Raw genomic sequence first — 19,648 nt, 5'->3', positions numbered from 1 at the left:
ACGGTCGCAGCACGCGTCAGTGGAAGCGGTGGTCCTGGATCGTCATGCGAGGGCCGAACCTCGGCTTCGAGAAACCGCTGCCGGTGATGAGTCGCATGACGTGTTCGCGGTGGCCACGCCACGGCTCGAGCAACTCGAGCATGCCGTCGTCGTCGACGGGTCGGCCGATGAGCGCCCACCCGACGACGGCGGGCAGGTGGTAGTCGCCGACACTGGGGCTGTCGGGGTCGCCGTGCGCCCGCTGGGTCGTCTCGGCCGCGGTCCAGACACCCACACCGGCGATCGAGCGCAGGCGCCGCGCCACCTCGTCGCCGCCACGACCGACCGACAGGGTGCGCTCGAGGGCGGGTGCCACGGCACAGACCCTCATGACGGTCGCGGACCGCTGCGGCCCCACGCCCGCCCGGTGCCACTCCCAGCTCGGCACGCGACGCCAGCCCAGGGCGTCGGGCGGAACGACGAGCCCCTCGGGTGACGGGCCAGGGGCCGGCGTACCGTGACGGCGCACGAGCTGCCGCCAGGCACGCCAGGCCTCGACGCTCGTCACCTTCTGCTCGAGGATCGCCGGGACGACGGCCTGCAGCACGAGGTTGGTGCGCGTGAGCCGCAACCCCGGCTGACGCCGACGGGCGTCGGCGAGGAACGCGTTCGCCGTGACGTCGAGCCCGGACCAGTCGTCGCCGCGGCCGAGCAGTTCGGGCACGTGGTCGACCGACCAGGCGGCCCCCGGGCCCCAGGCATCCGCGCGGACGGACGAGGAGGCGCGGCTCGCCGACACACAGAGCGTCGCCTCACCCGCCGGGGTCCGCAGAGCGAGCCACGTGCGATCGCCGTCGACACGGAACGAGGGATCGCCTGAGCCGCGGCTCAAGGGCCTCAGGGTGGCTCGGACGTCGACGGGCTGCGTCGACGAGTAGACGGTGCCGACGTGCTCGACCTGGTCCATGTCGCGATGGTAGACGGTGCCGCCGACAGTCCTTTTGTCATTGTTCATGTCTGTGTGATATTTTGCGCATCACGCTCCTCCGGCCGTGGACCAGACGAAAGACGCTCAGCACCCCGATGACGATCACGACGAGACCTGTCTCCGCCTCCGCGCCCTCGAGAAACACCCCCTCCGTACCCGTCAGGCCCGACCGCCGCCACCGGGGCGATGCCCACGAACCGGGCGTCGCCCCGGCGACTCCACCGGTCCGACGCCCCTCCGCCCGTCGGACGAAGCGCGCGATCGACGTCGTCGGGGCCCTCGCCGCCCTGACCGTGCTGGCTCCGATCCTGGCCCTCGTCACCATCGCCGTCCGGCTCGACAGCCGAGGCCCGGTCCTCTACCGCCAGGTGCGCTGTGGCCTCCACGGGCGCACCTTCGAGATGCTCAAGTTCCGCTCCATGCGCGAAGACGGCAGGGGAGACACGCTCCTCCCTGAGGCGAACGACGCCGACGGGCCGCTCTTCAAGCTCCGCGCCGACCCCCGGGTGACCCGGACCGGTCGCTTCCTCCGCAAGCACTCGCTCGACGAACTGCCCCAGCTGGTCAACGTGCTGCGAGGCGAGATGAGCCTGGTCGGTCCTCGCCCGGCCCTCCCGGGCGAGGTCGCGCAGTACTGCAGCCGCGCCCGAGAGAGGTTGCGGGTGCTGCCGGGATTGACCGGCCCGTGGCAGGTCGGCGGACGCTCCGACCTCGACTGGGACGCCGGGCTCGACCTCGACCTCGACTACGTCCACGCGTGGACCCCGACGACCGACGGTCGCTTGCTCGTCAAGACGATCGGCGCGGTCCTCAAGCCGTCCGGCGCCTACTGAGCCCCTGCCCTATGCCCGACCTCGAACACGATCCGGAGCCCCGATGACCGACACCCAGCCACGTCGACAGCTCCGCAGCGCCAGGCACCGCCGTCGCGTCATCGTGCGGGCCCTGATGGCGTCGACCGGGCTCGTGCTGGTCGGTGTCGTCGTCGTCGTCGCGGCCTTCGCCTGGTCGACGATCCGGTCCGCAGAGACCGCGATGGACGACCTCGGCGAACTGCCGGACTACGCGGGCCGGCCCGCCGCGCCGGCCGACGGTTCGGTCAACCTCCTGCTGCTCGGATCGGACTCCCGCCGACCGCTCGACGTCGACGAACTCACCGACGCGGGGCCCCAGCGCGCCGACACGATCATGGTCGCCCACGTGGCCGCCGACCGTCGCTCGGTCGACCTCATGTCGATCCCCCGCGACACGTGGGTCGACGTGCCCGGTCACGGGCCGGCGAAGGTCAACGCGGCTCTCGCCTGGGGCGGCGCCGCCCTCGAGGCACGGACGATCGAGGGGCTGACAGGAGCCCGTGTCGATCACGTCGCCGTCGTCGACTTCTCCGGGGTGCAGTCCATCGTGGCGACCCTCGGGGCCGTGAGGGTCGAGAACGAGGTGGCCTTCACCCGGAACGGACGCGTCTTCGCCGAGGGGCCGCTCACGCTCGACGGGCCGAGCGCCCTCGACTACGTCCGCGAGCGTCACGCCTTCGCTGACGGAGACTTCCAGCGGATGCGCAACCAGCAGGCCCTCGTGGCAGGCATCGCGGATCGCCTGCTGAGCACCCAGTCGCTGACCGATCCAGCCCGGGTGGCCGCTGTCGTCCAGGAGGCGGCCGGCCACGTCGGCGTCGACGACTCGTGGACCACCGGCGACATGATCGGCTTGGCCGTCTCGCTGCGCCATCTCCGCCCGGCCGACGTGACGTCGTTCACGATGCCGGTCACGGGAACGGCCACCTCACCCGACGGGCAGTCGATCGTCACGGTCGACGAGGCCTCCCTGGCCGAGGTCCGTCGCGCTTTCGCCGACGACGACCTCACGGCGATCAGCCGGCAGGGTCGCTGAGCGAGCGGACCAAGTCGGCGACGGCCGGCCCGACTCCCCCACCAGCGACCCGGATCGCGGTGACGGTGGACGAGAACGAGCTCCAGGCCCCGGCCGGCAGAGTGAAGCCGCAGGCGACGAGGCCGTGGGCGAGTCGGGGCTCGAGCAGGTCGAGTTCGCGGGCGAGCGACGGCGACGCCTCGGCGGATGCGAGCCACCGCACCACCGGGTGGACGCACGAGAGGGTCGTCATGGTCGTCCGGTGCCCCTCGGCGCGTCGCATGACCGGGTCGAGACGGGTGAGCATCGACGCGAGCTCGTCGCTCCGCTCACCGATCGGCGACCCGACCCGGTTGGCCGACCACGACACGAGGGACGCGTACAGGTCGCGGGCGGCGACGACATCGCCCGATCGAGGGCGCGCCACCCGGGTGTACCGGTTCGGCGCCAGCTCGACGAGCCCGGCCTCGTCGAGCCGCTCGAGCGCGGAGCGGATCGGTGTGCGCGACACCCCGAGCCACGCGATGAGCTCGTCGTCGACGAGGCGCTCGTCGGGGGCCAGGGTGCCGTCCAGGACGGCCGTGAGCACGAGGTCGTGGACGTCGTCGCTCAGACGTCGACGGCCGAGAGGGGACTCGACACCGGACCGTGCCCCGGGGGCCGAGCCCGGGCGGCCAGGGAGGGGCCCGCGATCGGCGGCGACGGCCGACCCGGCCCCGACGGGGCCACCGGCCCCCAGACGCCGGAGACCCCGTGCCAGCACGTCCTCGACAGCTCGCCCCTCACTACGGCGCTCGGTGGCCATGCGGCGACGGACCTCGTCGATCAGGTCCGCGAGGATGCCGAGATCGTCCGTCGAGACGTCGCGCAGGTGATGCCGCAAGGGCAGCGCCAGACGCTCGGCGCACCGGACGGCGAGACCGTCCGGTGCGGGTGCGATCAGCATCGCCCACACCGCTCGTCCGGCCTCGACCATCTCGTCGACAGGTGGTCGGGACGACCGCGGTGCCGCCGCGCAGGCATCGGCCAGGACTCCGAGTCGCCGATCGATCTCGGCACGCTCGCCCTCGTCTTGCCCGGCGAGTCTCGACGGGACCACCGCGCAGAGCAGTGCGCACGCGGCCTCGAGCAGGTCGACGGCGAGCCCGCGACGTGGGACGACCACGCGGATCGCTCGACCCGCCGTCGAGTCGACGAGGCCGATGTGTTCGAGCTTCGCGATGGCGACCCGGATCGGCGTCCGCGAGACACCCAACCACGCCTCGCAGTCGGCATCACGGAGGCGTTCGCCCGGCCGCAGGGTGCCGTCGAGGATGGCCGCGGCGAGGTGGTCGAACACGGCGTCCTTGTGCAGGCGACGAGGGATGGCCGGGCGGGTGGGGGACGGGACGGGCATCGGCGCCTCTCTGTTGATGTGCGATATTCTGGTCGAAAGCATAAGGCATTCATGCCCTGTGCGTCGAGCAGTGGACCGAGAAACTAGACTCCGTGGATGGCCACCCCGAAGATCGTGCTCTTCTACGTGTTCACGCCCCTGGCCGATCCCGAGGCCATCCGCCTCTGGCAGCGCGACCTGGCCGAATCGCTCGACCTGACGGGCCGCGTGCTCGTCTCGACGCAGGGCGTCAACGGCACGCTCGGTGGCGACCTGCCCGACGTCAAACGGTGGCTCAAGAAGACACGGCAGCACCCCGCGCTGGCCCAGCTCGACGTCAAGTGGAGCGAAGGCACCGGCAGCGACTTCCCCCGGTTGTCGGTCAAGGTGCGCGACGAGATCGTGACGTTCGGCGCACCCGACGAGCTCGAGGTCGACGAGTCCGGAGTCGTGGGCACGGGCGAGCGCCTGTCCCCCGACGAACTGCACGAGCTCGTCGATCGCGAGCAGGTCACCTTCTTCGACGGGCGCAACGAGTACGAGTCACGGATAGGCCGGTTCCGAGACGCCGTGGTGCCCGACGTGGCGACCACCCGCGACTTCGTGGCCGAACTCGACAGCGGCCGCTACGACCACCTCAAGGACGAGCCCGTCGTCACCTACTGCACGGGTGGTGTGCGCTGCGAGGTGCTCTCCTCCCTCATGACGGCACGCGGCTTCTCGCGGGTCTATCAACTCGACGGGGGTGTCGTGCGGTACGGCGAGCGCTTCGGCGACGACGGCCTGTGGGACGGTTCGCTCTACGTCTTCGACGGACGCGGCTCGGTCGAGTTCAGTGACCACGCGGCCGTGATCGGCCACTGCGAGACCTGCGGCACCGCGACCAGTCGCATGCAGAACTGCGTCGAGGTGCAGTGCCGAGAGCAACTGGTCGCCTGCGAGGGCTGCGGCGCACGAGGCGACGTGACCTGCGACCGGCACCGCGCCTCCGGCCCTGTGACCGTCGGCGGACCCCCGGCGCTGTGACCGTGGTCGAGCCTGCGGCGTAGGGTCCCCGGCATGACTGAGACCAACGACAGCAGCAAGATCGGCGAGGTCCTCGACGCGGGCCGCATCGGCATCCTCACCACCCAGAGCAGCCACGGCCACCTGGTGAGCCGCCCCCTCGCTCTCGTCGACCGCGACTTCGACGGCAAGGTGTACTTCTTCACCCGCGACCCCTCCCCCAAGGTGGACGACGTCAAGGCGCACCCGCAGGTGAACGTCGCCGTCGAGACCGGCAAGGGCTACCTGTCGCTCGCCGGGACGGCGTCGGTGGTCAAGGACGCCGCGCTGATCGACGAGCTGTGGACGACCGGCGCCGAGGCCTGGTTCGACCAGGGCCGCGACGACCCCAGCGTCGCCCTGCTCGAGGTCGACGTCGACACGGCCGAGTACTGGGTCAGCAACGAGCCCAAGGCCGTCACCCTCTTCAAGTACGCCAAGGCCGCCGTGACGGGCGGGCACCCGAAGAACGTCGCCGACACCGGCACCGTCTCGCTCTGACCGAGGAGGCGCGGCGCGGGTCGTGAACGGCGACCCGCGCCCCGGCGACACGCGTCCCGGGCGACCCGCCTCCGCTGGCGACGTCTGTCGCCGGGATCACCCGCAGCTGACGGTCTGTCCGTCGCCGTTCACGTAGTCGCCCGGACCGAGTTGGGCACAGGTCGTCGCCAACTGTGAGAAGTAGTCCAGCGCCGAGATCGCGTACACGAGGCTCAGGACGATGACGATCGACGCGACGACGATGCCGGTCAGGGCGAGCGTGGCCGGTCGGCCCGCAGTACGCGCGCGCCGGGCGGCGACGATGCCGAAGACCAGTCCCAGCGGCGCGAAGAAGAGACCGAAGACGACCGACGCGATCGCGAGGCCGCGTCCCTCGTCATCCGTGCGTGCGGGACGGGACGACCAGTCGTCGTCGGCGGGGAAGAAGTACGAGCCGAGTCCCGCGTTCTCGGTGTGGGCCTCGGTCGTGGCCCCGTCTGAGCCGGGGACGGACTCGGGCGTCGGCGCCCAGACCTGACGACCGTCGGTGTTCCAGGTGGGCGCGGAGGCCTGCTGCTCGGATGCCTGCGGGAAGAACGGCCGCTCGGCGACCGGCCGCTGCGAGGCACCGGACGGATCGAGGGGCCAGCCGTGGTCGGCCGGGACCGCCTTGGGGCGCACCGGCCGGGGCGGGCCGAACGGGAACTCGCCCCGGTCGGGCTCGGTCGGCGCGGGCCGGGCGAAGCGTGCCCACGGCGACGGCGGGCGCCCCGGCTGCTCGTTGCTCATGCAGGCGAGGGTAGTACGGCCGCCTGCGCGACCGGGCCGGGTGCCGACCGGCGTCGCGGACAGGTGCCGCGCCTCCTCGTGGTCCATGATGGGTCTCGACCTCGGCCCGTCGATCGGGCCCTTCGATGCGATGGAGCCCCTCGATGCGAATCGGAATCCTCACCAGCGGCGGCGACTGCCCCGGCCTCAACGCGGTCATCCGCGGAGCAGTGCTGAAGGGCACGCAGATCCACGGGCAGGAGTTCGTCGGATTCCGTGACGGGTGGCGAGGCGTCGTCGACGGCGACGTGATGCCGCTCACGCGGAAAGAGATCCAGGGCATCGCCAAGCAGGGCGGAACGATCCTCGGAACGAGCCGGACGAACCCGTTCGAGGGCGACGGCGGCGTCGACCGCATCGCCGACAACATGGAACGCTTCGGCATCGACGCGATGATCGCCATCGGCGGCGAGGGCACCCTGGCCGCGGCGAAGCGGCTCACCGACGCGGGGCTCAAGATCGTCGGCGTGCCCAAGACCGTCGACAACGACCTCGGGGCGACCGACTACACCTTCGGCTTCGACACCGCCGTGCAGATCGCCACCGACGCGATGGACCGCCTGCGCACGACGGGCGACTCGCACAGCCGCTGCATGGTCGCCGAGGTCATGGGTCGCCACGTGGGCTGGATCGCTTTGCACTCGGGCATGGCCGCGGGTGCCCACGCGATCCTCATCCCCGAGCAGGCCACGAGCATGGACCAGATCGTCGAGTGGGTGCAATCGGCCTACGACAGGGGGCGCGCACCGTTGGTGGTCGTCGCCGAGGGGTTCGTGCCCGACCACGAGAGCGACGTCCACTCGGAACGCGGCCTGGACGCCTTCGGCCGACCCCGACTCGGCGGCATCGGCGAGCGCCTCGCCCCCGTCATCGAGGAGCGCACGGGCATCGAGACCCGCGCCACGACCCTCGGCCACATCCAGCGCGGTGGAACGCCCACCTCGTACGACCGCGTGCTCGCGACGCGTCTCGGCATGGCGGCGAGCGACGCGGTGGTCGAGGGACGCTGGGGGCGCATGGTCGCCCTGCGCGGCACCGAGATCGTGCACGTGTCGTTCGAGGAGGCCCTCGACAGCCTCAAGGTCGTTCCGCAGCACCGGTACGACGAAGCCGCGATCCTCTTCGGGTGACAAGGGGCCGCGGGCGCACCCGCCGTCGTGAGCGGACCGTGTCTCGGTCGACGGTTCCTCCCCAGGCGTCGCCGCCCCGTCGGCACCCCCGGCTCCGTCGCACAGGCGATGTGCATCCCGCCGGACTCTGACAGGCTCGACACATGATCACGTTCATCGTGGTGGGGGCGATCGGACTCCTGCTCCTTCTCGTCAGCATCGTCGTGGGCGACCTGCTCGACGTCTTCGACGTCGGCGACGGCCTCGTCTCGGGTGTCGCCCTGGGTGCCGCGTTGGCCATCTTCGGGCTCGCCGGGATCGTCACCTCGCAGACCGACCTCGCGCCGGGCTGGACGTACGCCGTCGCCGTCGGCATGGCCCTCGTCGCGCTCGTGCTGATCCAGCTCGTCGTCCGCCGCGTGACGCGTCGCGAGAGCGGCGGCCACTGGTCGCCCGTCGGGTTCGTCGGCGTCACGACCGAGGCCACCGGCCCGAGCGGCGGCGAGGTGCGACTCGACGACGTCCGCGAACTCGAGCGGCGACTCGCGACCAGCGCCGCACGCATCGAACGCGGTGTCCGCATCCGCGTCGTGGCCGAGAACGGCCCGCGCGTGCAGATCGAGGCACTCGACGCCGGCGACGCGCACGCCTCGCGTGATTCCCAGACCAACTGAAAGGAAGCTCCGTGGACTTCATCTCCTCCAACGTCAGCGTCGTCGCCATCGTCGTCGCCGTCGTCATCGTGCTCGCCCTGTTGTCGTTCGTCGCCAGCCGCGTCCGTCGCGTCCCGCCGAACGAGGCACTGATCGTGGTCGGCCGTGGCGCCGAACGTTCCGAGGGCGGGGGTATCTCGAGCCCGCAGAAGGTCATCATCGGCGGACGGACGTTCGTCTGGCCGATCTTCCAAGAGGGCTTCAAGCTCTCGCTCGAGCAGTACCAGACCCCGGTCGAGGTGCAGGCGATCGACGCCAACTACATCCGCACGGCCGTGAAGGCGACCGTCAACTTCAAGGTGACGGGCACCGAGGACGGTGTGCGTCGCGCCGCCCAGCGCTACCTGCTGCAGCAGCAGCAGCTCCCCGTCATCGTGCAGCAGTCGCTCGAGGGCTCGATCCGCGGTCTCATCGGCGGCCAGCCGGTCGACGACCTCGTCAAGAACTTCTCGCGCCTCGCGGCCGACGCCGTGAACGAGACGAAGGGTGAGCTCGCCGAGCTCGGTCTGCAGATCGAGACGATGAACATCCGCGAGATCGAGACCCCTGGCAGCACCTACCTCGCCGACCGTGGCCGTGCCGAGGCCGCCGTCGCCAAGCAGAACGCCGACGTCGCCGAGGCCGAGGCAGAGCGCATCGCCGCCCTCGCGCGCATCGGCAACACCCAGCAGACGGCCGAACGCCAGCTGCAGCTCGACGTGCGCCAGGCGCAGATCAAGGCCGAGACAGACCGGGCGCAGGCCGAGGCCGCAGCCGCCGGTGAGCTCGCCCGGGCCATGCAAGACAAACTCGTCGCCGAGCAAGAGAGCATCGCGGTGGCCGAGCAGGCCAAGGTCAACCAGGAGCGACTCAACATCGAGGTGCGTCAGCCCGCCGAAGCCGCGGCCTACGCGTCCGTGCAGAACGCCGAGGCCGAGCGCGACGCAGCGAACGCCGCCGTCGAGGCCGAGGCGTTCCGCCGCACCCAGCTCGCCGACGCCGCCCGCAACGCGGCCGAGAACGAGGCCGCGGCGGTCGAGGCCGCCGGCCGGGCCGAGGCCGCGGCGATCAAGGCCAAGGGTCTCGCCGAGGCCGAGGCGGTCGACGCCCTGGCCGAAGCGCAGGGCAAGTTCGGCCAGGCGGCGCTCGCGTCGCAGGTCATCTCGCGCCTGCCCGAGATCGCCCGCGAGATGGCGGCCCCGATGGGCAACATCGATGCCCTGACCGTGGTCTCGACCGACGGCGCCAACGAGCTGACGAAGTCCGTCGCCAACAACATGACGCAGCTGCAGGACGTCGTGAAGGCGACGACGGGCCTCGACCTCGTCAGCGCACTGGGTGGTTTCCTCGGGGGCAAGGCCGGGGCGTCCGGCCCCGGCGATCGCGCCTGACCGACCCCGCGTAGCCTCGGTCGCATGCGTGCGATCGTGGTCGAGAAGGGCAGAGCCGCCGAGCTGAGAGAGATCGACGAGCCGGTCGGTGGGCCAGGTGACGTGGTCGTCGACGTCACCTGGTCCGGCGTCAACTACAAGGACGGGCTCGCCCTGCGCGGTGATGCCGGGGTGGCCCGGGTCGACCCGCTCGTGCCCGGCATCGACCTGGTCGGCGTCGTGGCGTCCTCGGGGTCGCCTCGCTTCGCACCCGGTGACGAGGTGATCGTCACCGGTGCCGGCCACGGCGAGACGAGGCAAGGTGGCTTCGCCGAGCGTGTCGTGGTCGATCCGGCCAACGCCGTGGTGCTTCCCCCGGGCATCGACGGGCGGCGCGCCGCCGCCGTCGGCACAGCGGGTTTCACGGCCATGCTCAGCGTCCTCCGGCTCGAGCGCGACGTCGACCCCGAGGACGGCGACGTCGTGGTGACCGGGGCGGCCGGAGGCGTCGGATCCGTGGCGATCGCACTCTTGAGCCGCCTCGGCTACTCGGTCACCGCCTCCTCGGGTCGCGTCGCCGAGCAGGGCGACTACCTGCGCTCGCTCGGAGCGTCGACCCTGATCGACCGTGGCGAGTTGTCCGGTGAGGGCAAGCCGATGCAGCGGGCCCGCTGGGCCGGTGGTGTCGACTCGGTGGGCAGCCACACCCTCGCCACGGTCCTGGCGCAGACCCGCTGGGGCGGCACGGTGACGGCCTGCGGGCTCGCCCAGGGCTCCGACCTCCCGACGACCGTGTTGCCGTTCATCCTGCGGGGGGTGACCCTTGCCGGCGTGGACTCGGTCGAGGCACCCCTCGAGCTTCGTCGCCACGCCTGGGGCCGGCTGGCCCGAGATCTCGACCTCGACCTGCTCGATTCACTGACCGACGAGGTGGCCTTGGCCGACGTCGTGGGTGCCGGAGAGGCGATTCTGGCGGGCAGGACACGGGGCCGGACGGTCGTGCGGGTCGGCGAACCGCGAATCTAGAACTCCGGATCGCGCATACGTACTCAGCCTTCCGGTTTATGCTCGACATGTCGGCGAGCGGTTCAGGGCCGCGTCGACGAGCCCGACCGGCCACGGTGCCCCGCACCGTCGACCGTCGGCACCTGACCGAACCCACGACGGAGGCCCCCGATGCCGATCCCCCAGAACCACGACCTGACGCCCGCACCCCGCCGACTGTTGCGTGACGTCGTCTACGACAAGATGTTCGAGGCCATCCTCGACGGCACCCTCGAGTTCGGCGAGCGTCTCAACGACGATCAGCTCGTCGCGTGGCTCGGTGTCTCGCGCACGCCCGTCCGCGAGGCGATCGCCAAGCTCGCCGACCAGGCGCTGGTCGACATCGAGGCGAACCGCTACACACGGATCGTCGACCCGTCCTTCGACGAGTTCGTCGACACCATCGACGTCGGTTACGCGGTCTGGTCGCTCTTCGTCGAGCGGGCCGTGCCCAAGCTCGACAAGGCTCAGCGTGCCGAGATCGTCGGCATCCTCGACGCACGAGCCAAGGCCTACAAGGCCAAGAAAGACGAAGACGCCGGTGGTCTCCTGCGGGTCAACGAGATCCTGCTGGCCGCGGCCGGCAGCGACTCGCTCACGCGACTGTGGTCGAACACCGGCCCCCGCGTCATGCTGCTCATCCGCCGTCCGTCGACGAACGGCATCGTCGGCCACAACGAGGCTCACACCTTCTCGGTGGCCTTGCGTGACGCCGTGAAGGCGAACGACGCCGAGGCCGCTGCCGCAGCGGTCCGAGAGCAGCCCGCACGCCTGCAGGGCCTGTTCGACCAGGTGCGCGAGGCGGGCATCTACCGCGCGTGACCTCTGCTTCTCCGGCGGCCGCCCCGGTGCCGCCCGTGCTCGACGTGGTCGATGCCCGGGTGACCCGGGGCGGTCGTGTCGTGTTGCACGACGTGTCGCTGCGAGTCGGTGCCGGTGAGCACTGGGCGCTGATCGGGCCCAACGGGGCCGGCAAGACCACCCTGCTCACGCTGTGCGGGGCGCTCGGCCACCCGACGGCGGGCACGGTGGACGTGCTCGGCCACCGACTCGGTCGCGTCGAGCTGAGCGCGCTGCGCCGTCACATCGGCCACGTGGACCCGCGCCACCGCACGGCCGGTGACAACAGCGTTCGCGAGGTCGTGCTCACGGGGTTGACGGGCAGCAGCGATCCGGTGCCCCGCTGGTCACCCTCCGACGAGCAGGAGGCGCGGGTCGTCGACCTCGTCGCCGACGTCGGCCTCTCGTCCCGCCTGTCGGCGCGATGGAGCGTGCTGTCACAGGGCGAACGTGGTCGGGCACTGATCGCCCGTGCCCTCGTCGCACAGCCGGCGCTGCTGCTGCTCGACGAACCGGCGACCGGGCTCGACCTCGCGGCCCGGGAGCATCTGCTCGACACGGTCGACGACCTGCGGGCGGTGCACCCCGAGATGGCCTCGGTGACCGTGACCCATCACCTCGAGGACCTCCCGAGCAGCACGTCGCACGCCCTGCTGCTCCGCGACGGCGGAGTCGTCGCGACCGGGACCGCCGACGAGGTGCTGACCTCCGAGCTCGTGTCGGGTGCCTTCGACCACCCGCTCGTCATCGACCGTGTCGAGGGTCGCTGGACGGCCCGGGCCCGCCGCCGCTGACCGACGCCGTCTAGTGCGGTGCCTCGGCGGCCGCAGCGGCCTTCGCCGCCGCCGGCACGGCGTCGAGGATGCGCGACACCACGTCGTCGTCGTGGGCGGCCGTGACGAACCAGGCCTCGAACACCGACGGCGGCAGGTTGACCCCGGCGTCGAGCATGGCGTGGAAGAACGGCGGGTAACGCCAGGCCTGCTGGGCCCGGACGTCGTCGTAGTCCTTCGGAGCCGTCGGTGTGAAGCAGAACGAGAAGAGGGAGCCGGCTCGCTGGACGCTGTGCTCGACCCCTTCGGCCGACAGGGCAGCCGAGACACCGGCCGACAGCTGATCGGCCACGGTGTCGAGCCGGGCGTAGACCTCGGGTGTCGCGAGCCTCAGCGTGGCGATGCCGGCGGCGACGGCCACGGGATTGCCGCTGAGAGTGCCCGCCTGGTAGACCGGCCCCAGAGGGGCGAGGAAGTCCATCACCTCGGCACGTCCACCCAAGGCTGCGAGCGGCATGCCCCCACCGATGACCTTGCCGAAGGTGATCAGGTCGGGCTCCCAGCCGGCGCCGTCGGGCACCACCTGCGACGCCTCGAGGCCCCACCAGCCGGCGCGGCCGACCCGGAAGCCGGTGAGCACCTCGTCGACGATCAAGAGCGACCCGTGGCGTCGCGTGATCTCGGAGAGGCTGCGGTTGAAGCCGCGCTGCGGGGCGAGCACACCCATGTTGGCGGCCGCCGCCTCGACGATGACCGCCGCGATACGCGGGCCGTGCTCGTCGAAGGCCGCCCGGACGGCGTCGAGGTCGTTGTACGGCAGCACGAGGGTCTGGGCCGCGGTCTCGGCGGTGATGCCTGCCGAACCGGGCATCGACAGGGTGGCGACGCCCGAGCCGGCCTCGGCCAGCAGCGAGTCGGAGTGCCCGTGGTAGTGCCCGGCGAACTTCACGAGCAGGTCGCGACCGGTGTAACCGCGGGCGAGACGGATGGCCGTCATGGTCGCCTCGGTGCCGGTGGACACCATGCGCAACTTGCCGATCGGACGCTGGTCGCCGACGGCGACGCGTTCGCGGACCAGCTCGGCGAGCTCGGTCTCGGCCGGGGTCGACGCCCCGAACGACAGACCACGCGCGGCCGCCTGCTGCACGGCCTCGAGGACCTCGGGGTGCGTGTGCCCGAGGATGGCCGGCCCCCACGAAGCGACGAGATCGACGTAGTCTCGGCCCTCGGCGTCCGTGACGTAGGCACCCTTGGCACCCACCAGGAAGCGCGGCGTCCCACCGACCGAACCGTACGCCCGGACGGGTGAGTTCACACCGCCCGGAATCGACCGCTTGGCTCGGGTGAAGTAGGTGTCGTTGCTCTGCTCGGTCATCAGAACCGCTCTTTCTGGAGGCGCGTGGCCAGTTCGGTGGCCCAGTACGTCAGGATCGCGTCGGCACCTGCGCGCTTGATCGACAGGACGCTCTCGTAGGACGCGGCGTCGAGGTCGATCCATCCGTTGGCCGCGGCGGCCTGGATCATCGCGTACTCGCCGCTGATCTGGTAGGCCCAGACCGGCACCGTGCTGGTCGCGGCGGTCTCGGCGAGGACGTCGAGGTAGCTCATGGCCGGCTTGACCATCACGACGTCGGCACCCTCGGCGATGTCGAGGTCGACCTCGCGGAGGCCCTCACGGCCGTTGGCCGCATCCATCTGGTACGTGCGACGGTCACCGACGAGCGTCGACTGGACGGCCTCCCGGAAGGGACCGTAGAAGGCCGACGCGTACTTGGCGGCGTAGGCGAGCAATGCCGTGCCGCCGAAGCCGGCCTCGTCGAGGGCATCGCGTGCCGAGCCGATCTGACCGTCCATCATGCCGCTCATGCCGATCAGCTGCGAGCCGGCCTCGGCCTGGACGACCGCCATCTCGTCGTAGCGGACGAGGGTGGCGTCGTTGTCGACCGAGCCGTCGGCGGCGAGCACGCCGCAGTGGCCGTGGTCGGTGAACTCGTCGAGGCAGAGGTCGGTCTGCACGACGAGCGCACCCTGCGCGGCGTCGACCGCCACGCGGGTGGCGACGTTGAGGATGCCCTCGGGGTCGGTCGCGCCCGAGCCGACGGCGTCCTTCTCGAGGGGGACGCCGAACAGCATGACGCCGCCGACGCCTGCTTCGGCCGCCTGCTCGACCGCTCGGGGGAGGCTCGACAGGCTGTGGTGCACGACGCCCGGCATGGACGAGATCGGGGACGGTTCGTCGATGCCCTCGCGGACGAACATCGGCAGGACGAGGTCGGCGGGGTGCAGCCGGGTCTCGGCGGTCAGGCGTCGCAGGGCAGGGGTGGCGCGCAGGCGGCGAGGCCGCACGCGGGGGAACTCAGACATCAGTCCTTCTCGGTGGGGGGTGTTCCGGCGGACGGGCCGTCGAGGGCGTGGTCCACCACGGCCTCGACGAGGGCGGCCGCCGATCGGGTCTCGGCGATCAGGTGCACGGGCAGTCCCGCGGCACGGGCGTCGAAGGCGGTGCGCGGGCCGATGCACGCGACGAGGGTCGCCTCGGGCAGGGGCGCCAGTTGCGCGGCGATCTGACGAGCCACGCTGCCCGAGGTGACGAGGAGCACGCTGATCGATCCGTCGGCGACGCCGTCGTGCACCTCGGCCGACACGGGCACGCCGACCGTCCGGTAGGCCGAGACGAACTCGGCGTCGAAGCCGCGGGCCGACAACCCGGCCACGAGGGTCGGCTCGGCGAGGTCGGACTGGGGCACGAGCACCCGGCCGGTGACCTCGTCGGCCGGCCATTCTTTGACGAGGCCGCGGGCGGAGTTGTCGCCCTCGGGCAGGAAATCGACGCGGATGCCCGCCAGGCTCAGGGCAGCCGCGGTGGTCTCGCCCACCGCCGCGACCCGGGTGGACGCGGGTGGACGGATGCCGTTGCCGACCAGGACGTCGACCGTCGTGGCACTCGTGACGACGAGCCACTCGTAGACCCCGGACTCGAGCCGGGCGAGTGCCGCGGCGAGCAGTTCGGGCGTCTCGGCCGGGGCGAAGTTGATCAGGGGCGCGATCACCGGCGCGGCACCGCGCGACCGCAGTGAAGCCGCGACCCCGTCGCCCCATTTGCCGCCTCGCGGGACGAGGACGCGGACTCCCTTGAGCGGCTTGTCGGCCGTCACGAGGCGCTGCCCAGGGGGTCGCCGCCGGACGGTCCGCCACCCAAGGGGGCGAACTCGGCCGCACCCGAGTCGAGCAGTTCGTCGACCACCCGACCGGCGACCTCGTGGACGTCGGCGAGGCGGGCGACGAGCGGGCCGTCCTCGAGCGAGACGGCGTGTGACGAGCTGAGCCGTCGGCTGCCGTCGGAGCTGTAGACGGTCGCGCTGAGAAGCAACAAGCCGGCGTCGACGACCGCGCTGGCACCCACGGGGGCGGCGCAGCCGGCCTCGAGACCGGCGAGCACGGCGCGCTCGGCCGTGACCACGAGGCGGGTCTCTTCGTCTTCGATCGCGGCCAGCCCGCGAGCGAGCGCCTCGTCGTGGTCGCCCTCGCGGACCTCGACCGCCAGCGAGCCCTGGCCCGGCGCGCTGGGCCAGAAGCCGAGCCCCAGCAGTTCGGTCGCGGCGTCGAGCCGACCGAGACGCCCGAGACCGGCCGCACTGAGCAGCACGGCGTCGAGGTCGTCGCCCACCCGGCCGAGCCGCGTGTCGACGTTGCCGCGGATGTCGACGACCTCGAGGTCGGGGCGTCTCGAGAGCAGCTGAGCGGCACGACGCGGTGACCCCGTGCCGACACGAGCGCCCTCGGGCAGCCCCTCGAGGGTCAGTCCGTCGCGGGCGCAGAGGGCGTCGCGGGCGTCCGCGCGATCGGGGGTCGCCCCGATGACGAGACCGGGGTGCGTGGCAGTGGGCAAGTCCTTCAGGGAGTGCACGAGCGCGTCGCACTCGTCGGCGAGGAGCGCCTCGCGCAGGGCACTGGCGAAGACCCCGGTGCCACCGAGCGACGCCAGCGACTCGCCGGTGCCCTGCGACCGGTCGCCTTCGGTCTTGATGCGGACGAGTTCGACGTCGTGTCCCGTGGCGGCCGCGATGCGGTCGGCGACGGTGGTCGACTGGGCGACGGCCAGCGCGCTGCCTCGGGTGCCGATGCGGATGGTCGCCACGGGGTCAGGGCACCAGGCCGGACAGGGCGGGTTTGAAACCGAGCCGTACGTTCTCGCAGCAGCCGGGGCGACACACGTCGTACCAGGGGCCGAGGTCGGTCACGTGCGGACGGTCCTCGGCCGGCACGCCGTCCCTCCGCTCGAGCACGAGGTCGACGAGCCCGGTGACGTAGGCGGGGTCGATGCCCGGCGTCGGGGTACGCGTGGCCCAGAAGCCGTTCTTCTCGCTGGTCTCCATCGCCTCGTTGTCGAGGTCCCACATGACCTCCATGTGGTCGCTGACGAAGCCGAGCGGCACGATGACGACGGCGCGGGTCGGGCCGCCGGCCAGATCGTCGATGGCGTCGTTGATGTCGGGCTCGAGCCACGGCATCGAGGGCGGGCCGCTGCGCGACTGGTAGACGAGCTGCCAGGGGACGGTCGTGCCACCCCCTTCGGGCGCGTCGATCCCGAGCTCACCCTCGGCGGCGGCCATGACGACCTCGGCCACGGCCTTGTGCTGGGCGGCGTAGGCACCGTCGGCGTCGAAGCCGCGTGCCTCGGGTCCGCTCTTGGCCGCGTCGGTCGACGGGATCGAGTGCGTGGCGAAGAGCACCTGCACCTCGGTGGCCAGGTCGAGGCCCTCGTTCTCGGCGCGAGCCTTGACGAGGGCGTCCCGCACGCCGTCGATGAACGGCTGCACGAACCCGGGGTGGTCGAAGAACTGCCGCACCTTGTCGATCTGCATGGTGTCGCCGAGCCCGGTGGCGTCGAGCGCCATCGCGAAGTCCTCGCGGTACTGGCGGCAGGAACTGTAGGACGAGTAGGCGCTGGTCGCGATGGCGATGAGCTTGCGGAACCCGCGCTCGTCGGCCTCGCGCACGGCGTCGGCCATGTAGGGCTGCCAGTTGCGGTTGCCCCAGATCACGGGCAGGTCGATGCCCCGGCGCTCGAGCTCGGCCTCGAGGGCGGCCTTGAGCTCTCGGTTGTGCTCGTTGATCGGGCTGACGCCGCCGAAGTGGCGGTAATGGGTCGCGACCTCTTCGAGGCGCTCTTCAGGGATGCCGCGTCCCCGCGTGACGTTCCGCAGGAAGGGGATGACGTCGTCCTGCCCCTCGGGCCCGCCGAAGCCGGCCAGCAGGATGGCGTCGTAGTCCGTCGGCTCGGAGACGTGCTCGGGGCCCGAGGACGCGGCGGGGGTGGCGTTGCGGACGAGCCGCCCGTTGGAGATGTGGCTGGTGTCGGTCACGACAAGACCTCGATGATGTCGGTGGTGGGGATGCGGCGGCCCGTGTAGAACGGGATCTCTTCGCGGACGTGACGGCGGGCCTCGGTGTAGCGCAGATCGCGCATGAGGTCGACGAGCTGCACGAGCTCGGGTGCCTCGAGGGCGAGGATCCACTCGTAGTCGCCGAGCGAGAAGCTGGCGACCGTGTTGGTCAGCACCGCGCGGTGCTCGGAACCCTGCTTGCCGTGGTCGGCCAGCATCTGCCGACGCTCGGCCTCGGGCAGCAGGTACCACTCGTAGCTGCGCACGAACGGGTACACCGTGAGCCAGGTCTCGGGTGCCTTGCCACGCATGAAGGCCGGGCTGTGATTGCGCGAGAACTCGGCCTCGCGGTGCATGCCCATGGCGTTCCAGGTCGGCAGCAGGCCACCCAGGACGTCGGTGCGCAACAGCTGGCGGTAGGCGGACTGGACCGCCTCGGGCACCTCGCCGTGCAGCCAGATCATGATGTCGGCGTCGGCACGCAGGGCGCTGACGTCGTAGAAGCCGCGCACGGTCACGCCGAGACCGGCCAGGGCGTCGACGACGGCGTCGAGTTGCGGGACGTCGTCGAGCTCGGGGGCGTAGGGGTTCTGGGGGTCACGGCGCAGGACGGCCCAGAGCGTGTAGCCGAGGCGTTCGGCGGGCGGCGGAGTGCTCGTCGCGGCGTCGACCGCCTCGGTTCGAGCGTGTGCCTCGGGTGATTCGGACGTCGGCAGTACGGGCGCTGCCGCGTCGGCGCTGGAACTCATGGGTCCATTCTCTCTCTCGGCACGCTGGGAACCCAACCAGGTTGCTCTCGGTCGAGCGAACGCGCGCGCCGGCCCACCGGGGGACGAGCCGAGCGAACGGTCAGCGGCGCTTGACCACCGCGACGACGACGCCCGCCACGGCCACCGCAGCCGCCCCGGCGGCGGCGAGCCACGGGGTCTTGTCGCGGTCGAACGAGGCTTTGGCGCGGTGCCCCGCCACGCCCAGTTGCTTGGGCACGTTGAGCTTGTCCTCGAGCTCGTTGAGGGTCGCGGCGAGCTCGGCGCGCGTGCGGTCGATGTTGGCCTGGATGTCGCTGCTGTCGCTCACGGTGCTCCTGTCGGGAACGGGAAGGATGGGTGTCAAGGAGGCGCGTCAGCGCTGGTCGACGCGGGCGCCGGGGATCGAACCCACGCCCTTGACGGCCCTGAGATCGGCCTTGAGGCTGGCGATGGTCTTCTCGGGGACCGCGGGCAGTCCCTTCTTGATCGCCTTGTACCCGAGGAACGCCAGCAGGGCGGCCACGAGCAGCAGGACGCCGGCGACGATGAGGGCCGAGGCCCAGCCCGGCAGCCAGATGGCGAGCAACAGGACGATGCCGGTCAGCAGGACGCCGAGCATGGCGAAGACGAGCACGAGCGCGCCGACGAGGAACCCGGCGCCGATGCCGAACGCCTTGAGCGTGCCGATGACCTCGTACTTGAGGAGGGCGAGCTCGCCCTTGACGAGGTCGGTGACCAGGGTCGGCACGTCTTGCACGAGGGCGAAGAGCGATCGCGACTTCGTCTTGTGGCGCACCTTGTCGCTGCGGGTCGAGTCGGTCATTTCTTGCGGCCGCCGCCGAAGAGCTTGGCGATGCCGCGGGTGATGCCCGTCACGAGTGCGTCGACTCCGTCGGCCGTCTTGGCACCGGCGAAGTCCTGGCCCTTGGCGACCTGACGCTGGACGGCCCGGCTGTTCCACACCTTGGACGCCCTCTCGGTGATCTGCTCGTACCGGTCGTGACCGGCGCGGGCGCCGAGCACGAATCCGACAGCGGCTCCGGCGACGAAGATCAGTTTGCCTCGCACGGGGACTCCATTCGTGGTCGTACGCGCGACGGCATGTGCCGCACACGTCCGTC

22 protein-coding genes are annotated in these 19,648 nt (G+C 71.4%); 10 read left to right on the top strand and 12 right to left on the bottom strand.

Translation table 11 applies throughout. The features are described 5' to 3' along the window. Nucleotides 1-16 precede the first annotated feature (16 nt). Entirely contained in the window at nt 17-994 is a 978-nt protein-coding gene (locus tag HRF36_RS07545; RefSeq protein WP_371740073.1) for a DNA-3-methyladenine glycosylase, read from the bottom strand. Nucleotides 995-1,062: 68 nt separating this feature from the next. Between HRF36_RS07545 and HRF36_RS07540 the strand changes: the two genes are divergently transcribed. Further along, complete coding sequence (locus HRF36_RS07540; RefSeq protein ID WP_173208577.1) at nt 1,063-1,800, top strand: sugar transferase; 738 nt, start codon at nt 1,063-1,065, stop codon at nt 1,798-1,800. A gap of 43 nt (nt 1,801-1,843) precedes the next feature. Further along, a complete protein-coding gene (locus HRF36_RS07535; protein ID WP_173208576.1) occupies nt 1,844-2,857 on the top strand; it encodes an LCP family protein in 1,014 nt (337 codons plus the stop codon). On the opposite strand, the gene HRF36_RS15795 is transcribed toward HRF36_RS07535, so the two are convergent. Beyond that, nucleotides 2,838-4,232: a GntR family transcriptional regulator gene (locus HRF36_RS15795; RefSeq protein WP_254281157.1), complete on the bottom strand. Its 1,395-nt coding sequence runs from the start codon at nt 4,230-4,232 to the stop codon at nt 2,838-2,840. The genes HRF36_RS07535 and HRF36_RS15795 overlap by 20 nt on opposite strands. Before the next feature lie 96 nt (nt 4,233-4,328). Between HRF36_RS15795 and HRF36_RS07520 the strand changes: the two genes are divergently transcribed. Then, on the top strand, nt 4,329-5,237 hold the full coding sequence (locus HRF36_RS07520; RefSeq protein ID WP_173208575.1) for a rhodanese-related sulfurtransferase: 909 nt from the start codon (nt 4,329-4,331) through the stop codon (nt 5,235-5,237). A 33-nt stretch (nt 5,238-5,270) separates the two neighbouring features. Continuing rightward, nucleotides 5,271-5,756: a pyridoxamine 5'-phosphate oxidase family protein gene (locus HRF36_RS07515; RefSeq protein WP_173208574.1), complete on the top strand. Its 486-nt coding sequence runs from the start codon at nt 5,271-5,273 to the stop codon at nt 5,754-5,756. Nucleotides 5,757-5,852: 96 nt separating this feature from the next. On the opposite strand, the gene HRF36_RS07510 is transcribed toward HRF36_RS07515, so the two are convergent. Continuing rightward, nucleotides 5,853-6,524: a DUF4190 domain-containing protein gene (locus HRF36_RS07510; protein WP_173208572.1), complete on the bottom strand. Its 672-nt coding sequence runs from the start codon at nt 6,522-6,524 to the stop codon at nt 5,853-5,855. Nucleotides 6,525-6,667: 143 nt separating this feature from the next. On the opposite strand from HRF36_RS07510, the gene HRF36_RS07505 reads away from it, so the two are divergent. From HRF36_RS07505 to HRF36_RS07480, 6 genes are all read left to right on the top strand, one after another. Next, on the top strand, nt 6,668-7,693 hold the full coding sequence (locus HRF36_RS07505) for a 6-phosphofructokinase (RefSeq protein ID WP_173208570.1): 1,026 nt from the start codon (nt 6,668-6,670) through the stop codon (nt 7,691-7,693). 143 nt (nt 7,694-7,836) lie between these two features. Then, on the top strand, nt 7,837-8,346 hold the full coding sequence (locus HRF36_RS07500; RefSeq protein WP_173208568.1) for a hypothetical protein: 510 nt from the start codon (nt 7,837-7,839) through the stop codon (nt 8,344-8,346). 11 nt (nt 8,347-8,357) lie between these two features. Next, nucleotides 8,358-9,755 (top strand): SPFH domain-containing protein, encoded by a 1,398-nt coding sequence (locus HRF36_RS07495; protein WP_173208567.1) that lies wholly within the window; start codon nt 8,358-8,360, stop codon nt 9,753-9,755. 24 nt (nt 9,756-9,779) lie between these two features. Continuing rightward, a complete protein-coding gene (locus tag HRF36_RS07490) occupies nt 9,780-10,760 on the top strand; it encodes an MDR family oxidoreductase (RefSeq protein ID WP_173208565.1) in 981 nt (326 codons plus the stop codon). Nucleotides 10,761-10,910: 150 nt separating this feature from the next. Beyond that, the gene (locus tag HRF36_RS07485; protein ID WP_173208563.1) at nt 10,911-11,600 is read left to right on the top strand and encodes a GntR family transcriptional regulator; all 690 of its coding nucleotides are present in this window, start codon (nt 10,911-10,913) and stop codon (nt 11,598-11,600) included. Further along, the gene (locus HRF36_RS07480) at nt 11,597-12,412 is read left to right on the top strand and encodes an ABC transporter ATP-binding protein (protein WP_371740072.1); all 816 of its coding nucleotides are present in this window, start codon (nt 11,597-11,599) and stop codon (nt 12,410-12,412) included. Before HRF36_RS07485 ends, HRF36_RS07480 begins: the two co-directional genes overlap by 4 nt. A 10-nt stretch (nt 12,413-12,422) precedes the next feature. Here HRF36_RS07480 and hemL read toward each other — a convergent pair whose 3' ends face one another. From hemL to HRF36_RS07435, 9 genes are all read right to left on the bottom strand, one after another. After that, the gene (gene hemL / locus HRF36_RS07475; RefSeq protein ID WP_173208561.1) at nt 12,423-13,766 is read right to left on the bottom strand and encodes a glutamate-1-semialdehyde 2,1-aminomutase; all 1,344 of its coding nucleotides are present in this window, start codon (nt 13,764-13,766) and stop codon (nt 12,423-12,425) included. After that, nucleotides 13,766-14,755 carry a porphobilinogen synthase gene (hemB, locus tag HRF36_RS07470; protein WP_173208559.1) on the bottom strand — a complete coding sequence of 330 codons (990 nt, stop codon included), beginning with the start codon at nt 14,753-14,755 and terminating at the stop codon, nt 13,766-13,768. The genes hemL and hemB overlap by 1 nt, the downstream gene beginning before the upstream one ends. Further along, nucleotides 14,755-15,546: a uroporphyrinogen-III synthase gene (locus HRF36_RS07465; protein WP_173208557.1), complete on the bottom strand. Its 792-nt coding sequence runs from the start codon at nt 15,544-15,546 to the stop codon at nt 14,755-14,757. Before HRF36_RS07465 ends, hemB begins: the two co-directional genes overlap by 1 nt. Next, nucleotides 15,543-16,529 (bottom strand): hydroxymethylbilane synthase, encoded by a 987-nt coding sequence (gene hemC, locus HRF36_RS07460; protein WP_173208555.1) that lies wholly within the window; start codon nt 16,527-16,529, stop codon nt 15,543-15,545. The genes HRF36_RS07465 and hemC overlap by 4 nt, the downstream gene beginning before the upstream one ends. Before the next feature lie 4 nt (nt 16,530-16,533). Then, nucleotides 16,534-17,757, bottom strand: a complete 1,224-nt coding sequence (locus HRF36_RS07455; protein ID WP_173208554.1) for a ferrochelatase — start codon at nt 17,755-17,757, stop codon at nt 16,534-16,536. Beyond that, nucleotides 17,754-18,527, bottom strand: coding sequence for a hydrogen peroxide-dependent heme synthase (gene hemQ, locus HRF36_RS07450; protein WP_173208552.1), 774 nt, complete (start codon nt 18,525-18,527; stop codon nt 17,754-17,756). The genes HRF36_RS07455 and hemQ overlap by 4 nt, the downstream gene beginning before the upstream one ends. Nucleotides 18,528-18,627: 100 nt before the next feature. Continuing rightward, nucleotides 18,628-18,855 carry a DUF3618 domain-containing protein gene (locus HRF36_RS07445; protein ID WP_173208550.1) on the bottom strand — a complete coding sequence of 76 codons (228 nt, stop codon included), beginning with the start codon at nt 18,853-18,855 and terminating at the stop codon, nt 18,628-18,630. Between the two features lie 45 nt (nt 18,856-18,900). Then, entirely contained in the window at nt 18,901-19,350 is a 450-nt protein-coding gene (locus tag HRF36_RS07440; RefSeq protein ID WP_173208548.1) for a phage holin family protein, read from the bottom strand. Continuing rightward, nucleotides 19,347-19,595: a hypothetical protein gene (locus HRF36_RS07435; protein ID WP_123519889.1), complete on the bottom strand. Its 249-nt coding sequence runs from the start codon at nt 19,593-19,595 to the stop codon at nt 19,347-19,349. Before HRF36_RS07435 ends, HRF36_RS07440 begins: the two co-directional genes overlap by 4 nt. Between the last annotated feature and the right edge of the window lie 53 nt (nt 19,596-19,648).

Source organism: Frigoribacterium sp. VKM Ac-2836 (genome assembly GCF_013248995.1).
GTDB lineage: Bacteria > Actinomycetota > Actinomycetes > Actinomycetales > Microbacteriaceae > Frigoribacterium.
This window is presented reverse-complemented; position numbering and strand designations above follow the sequence as displayed.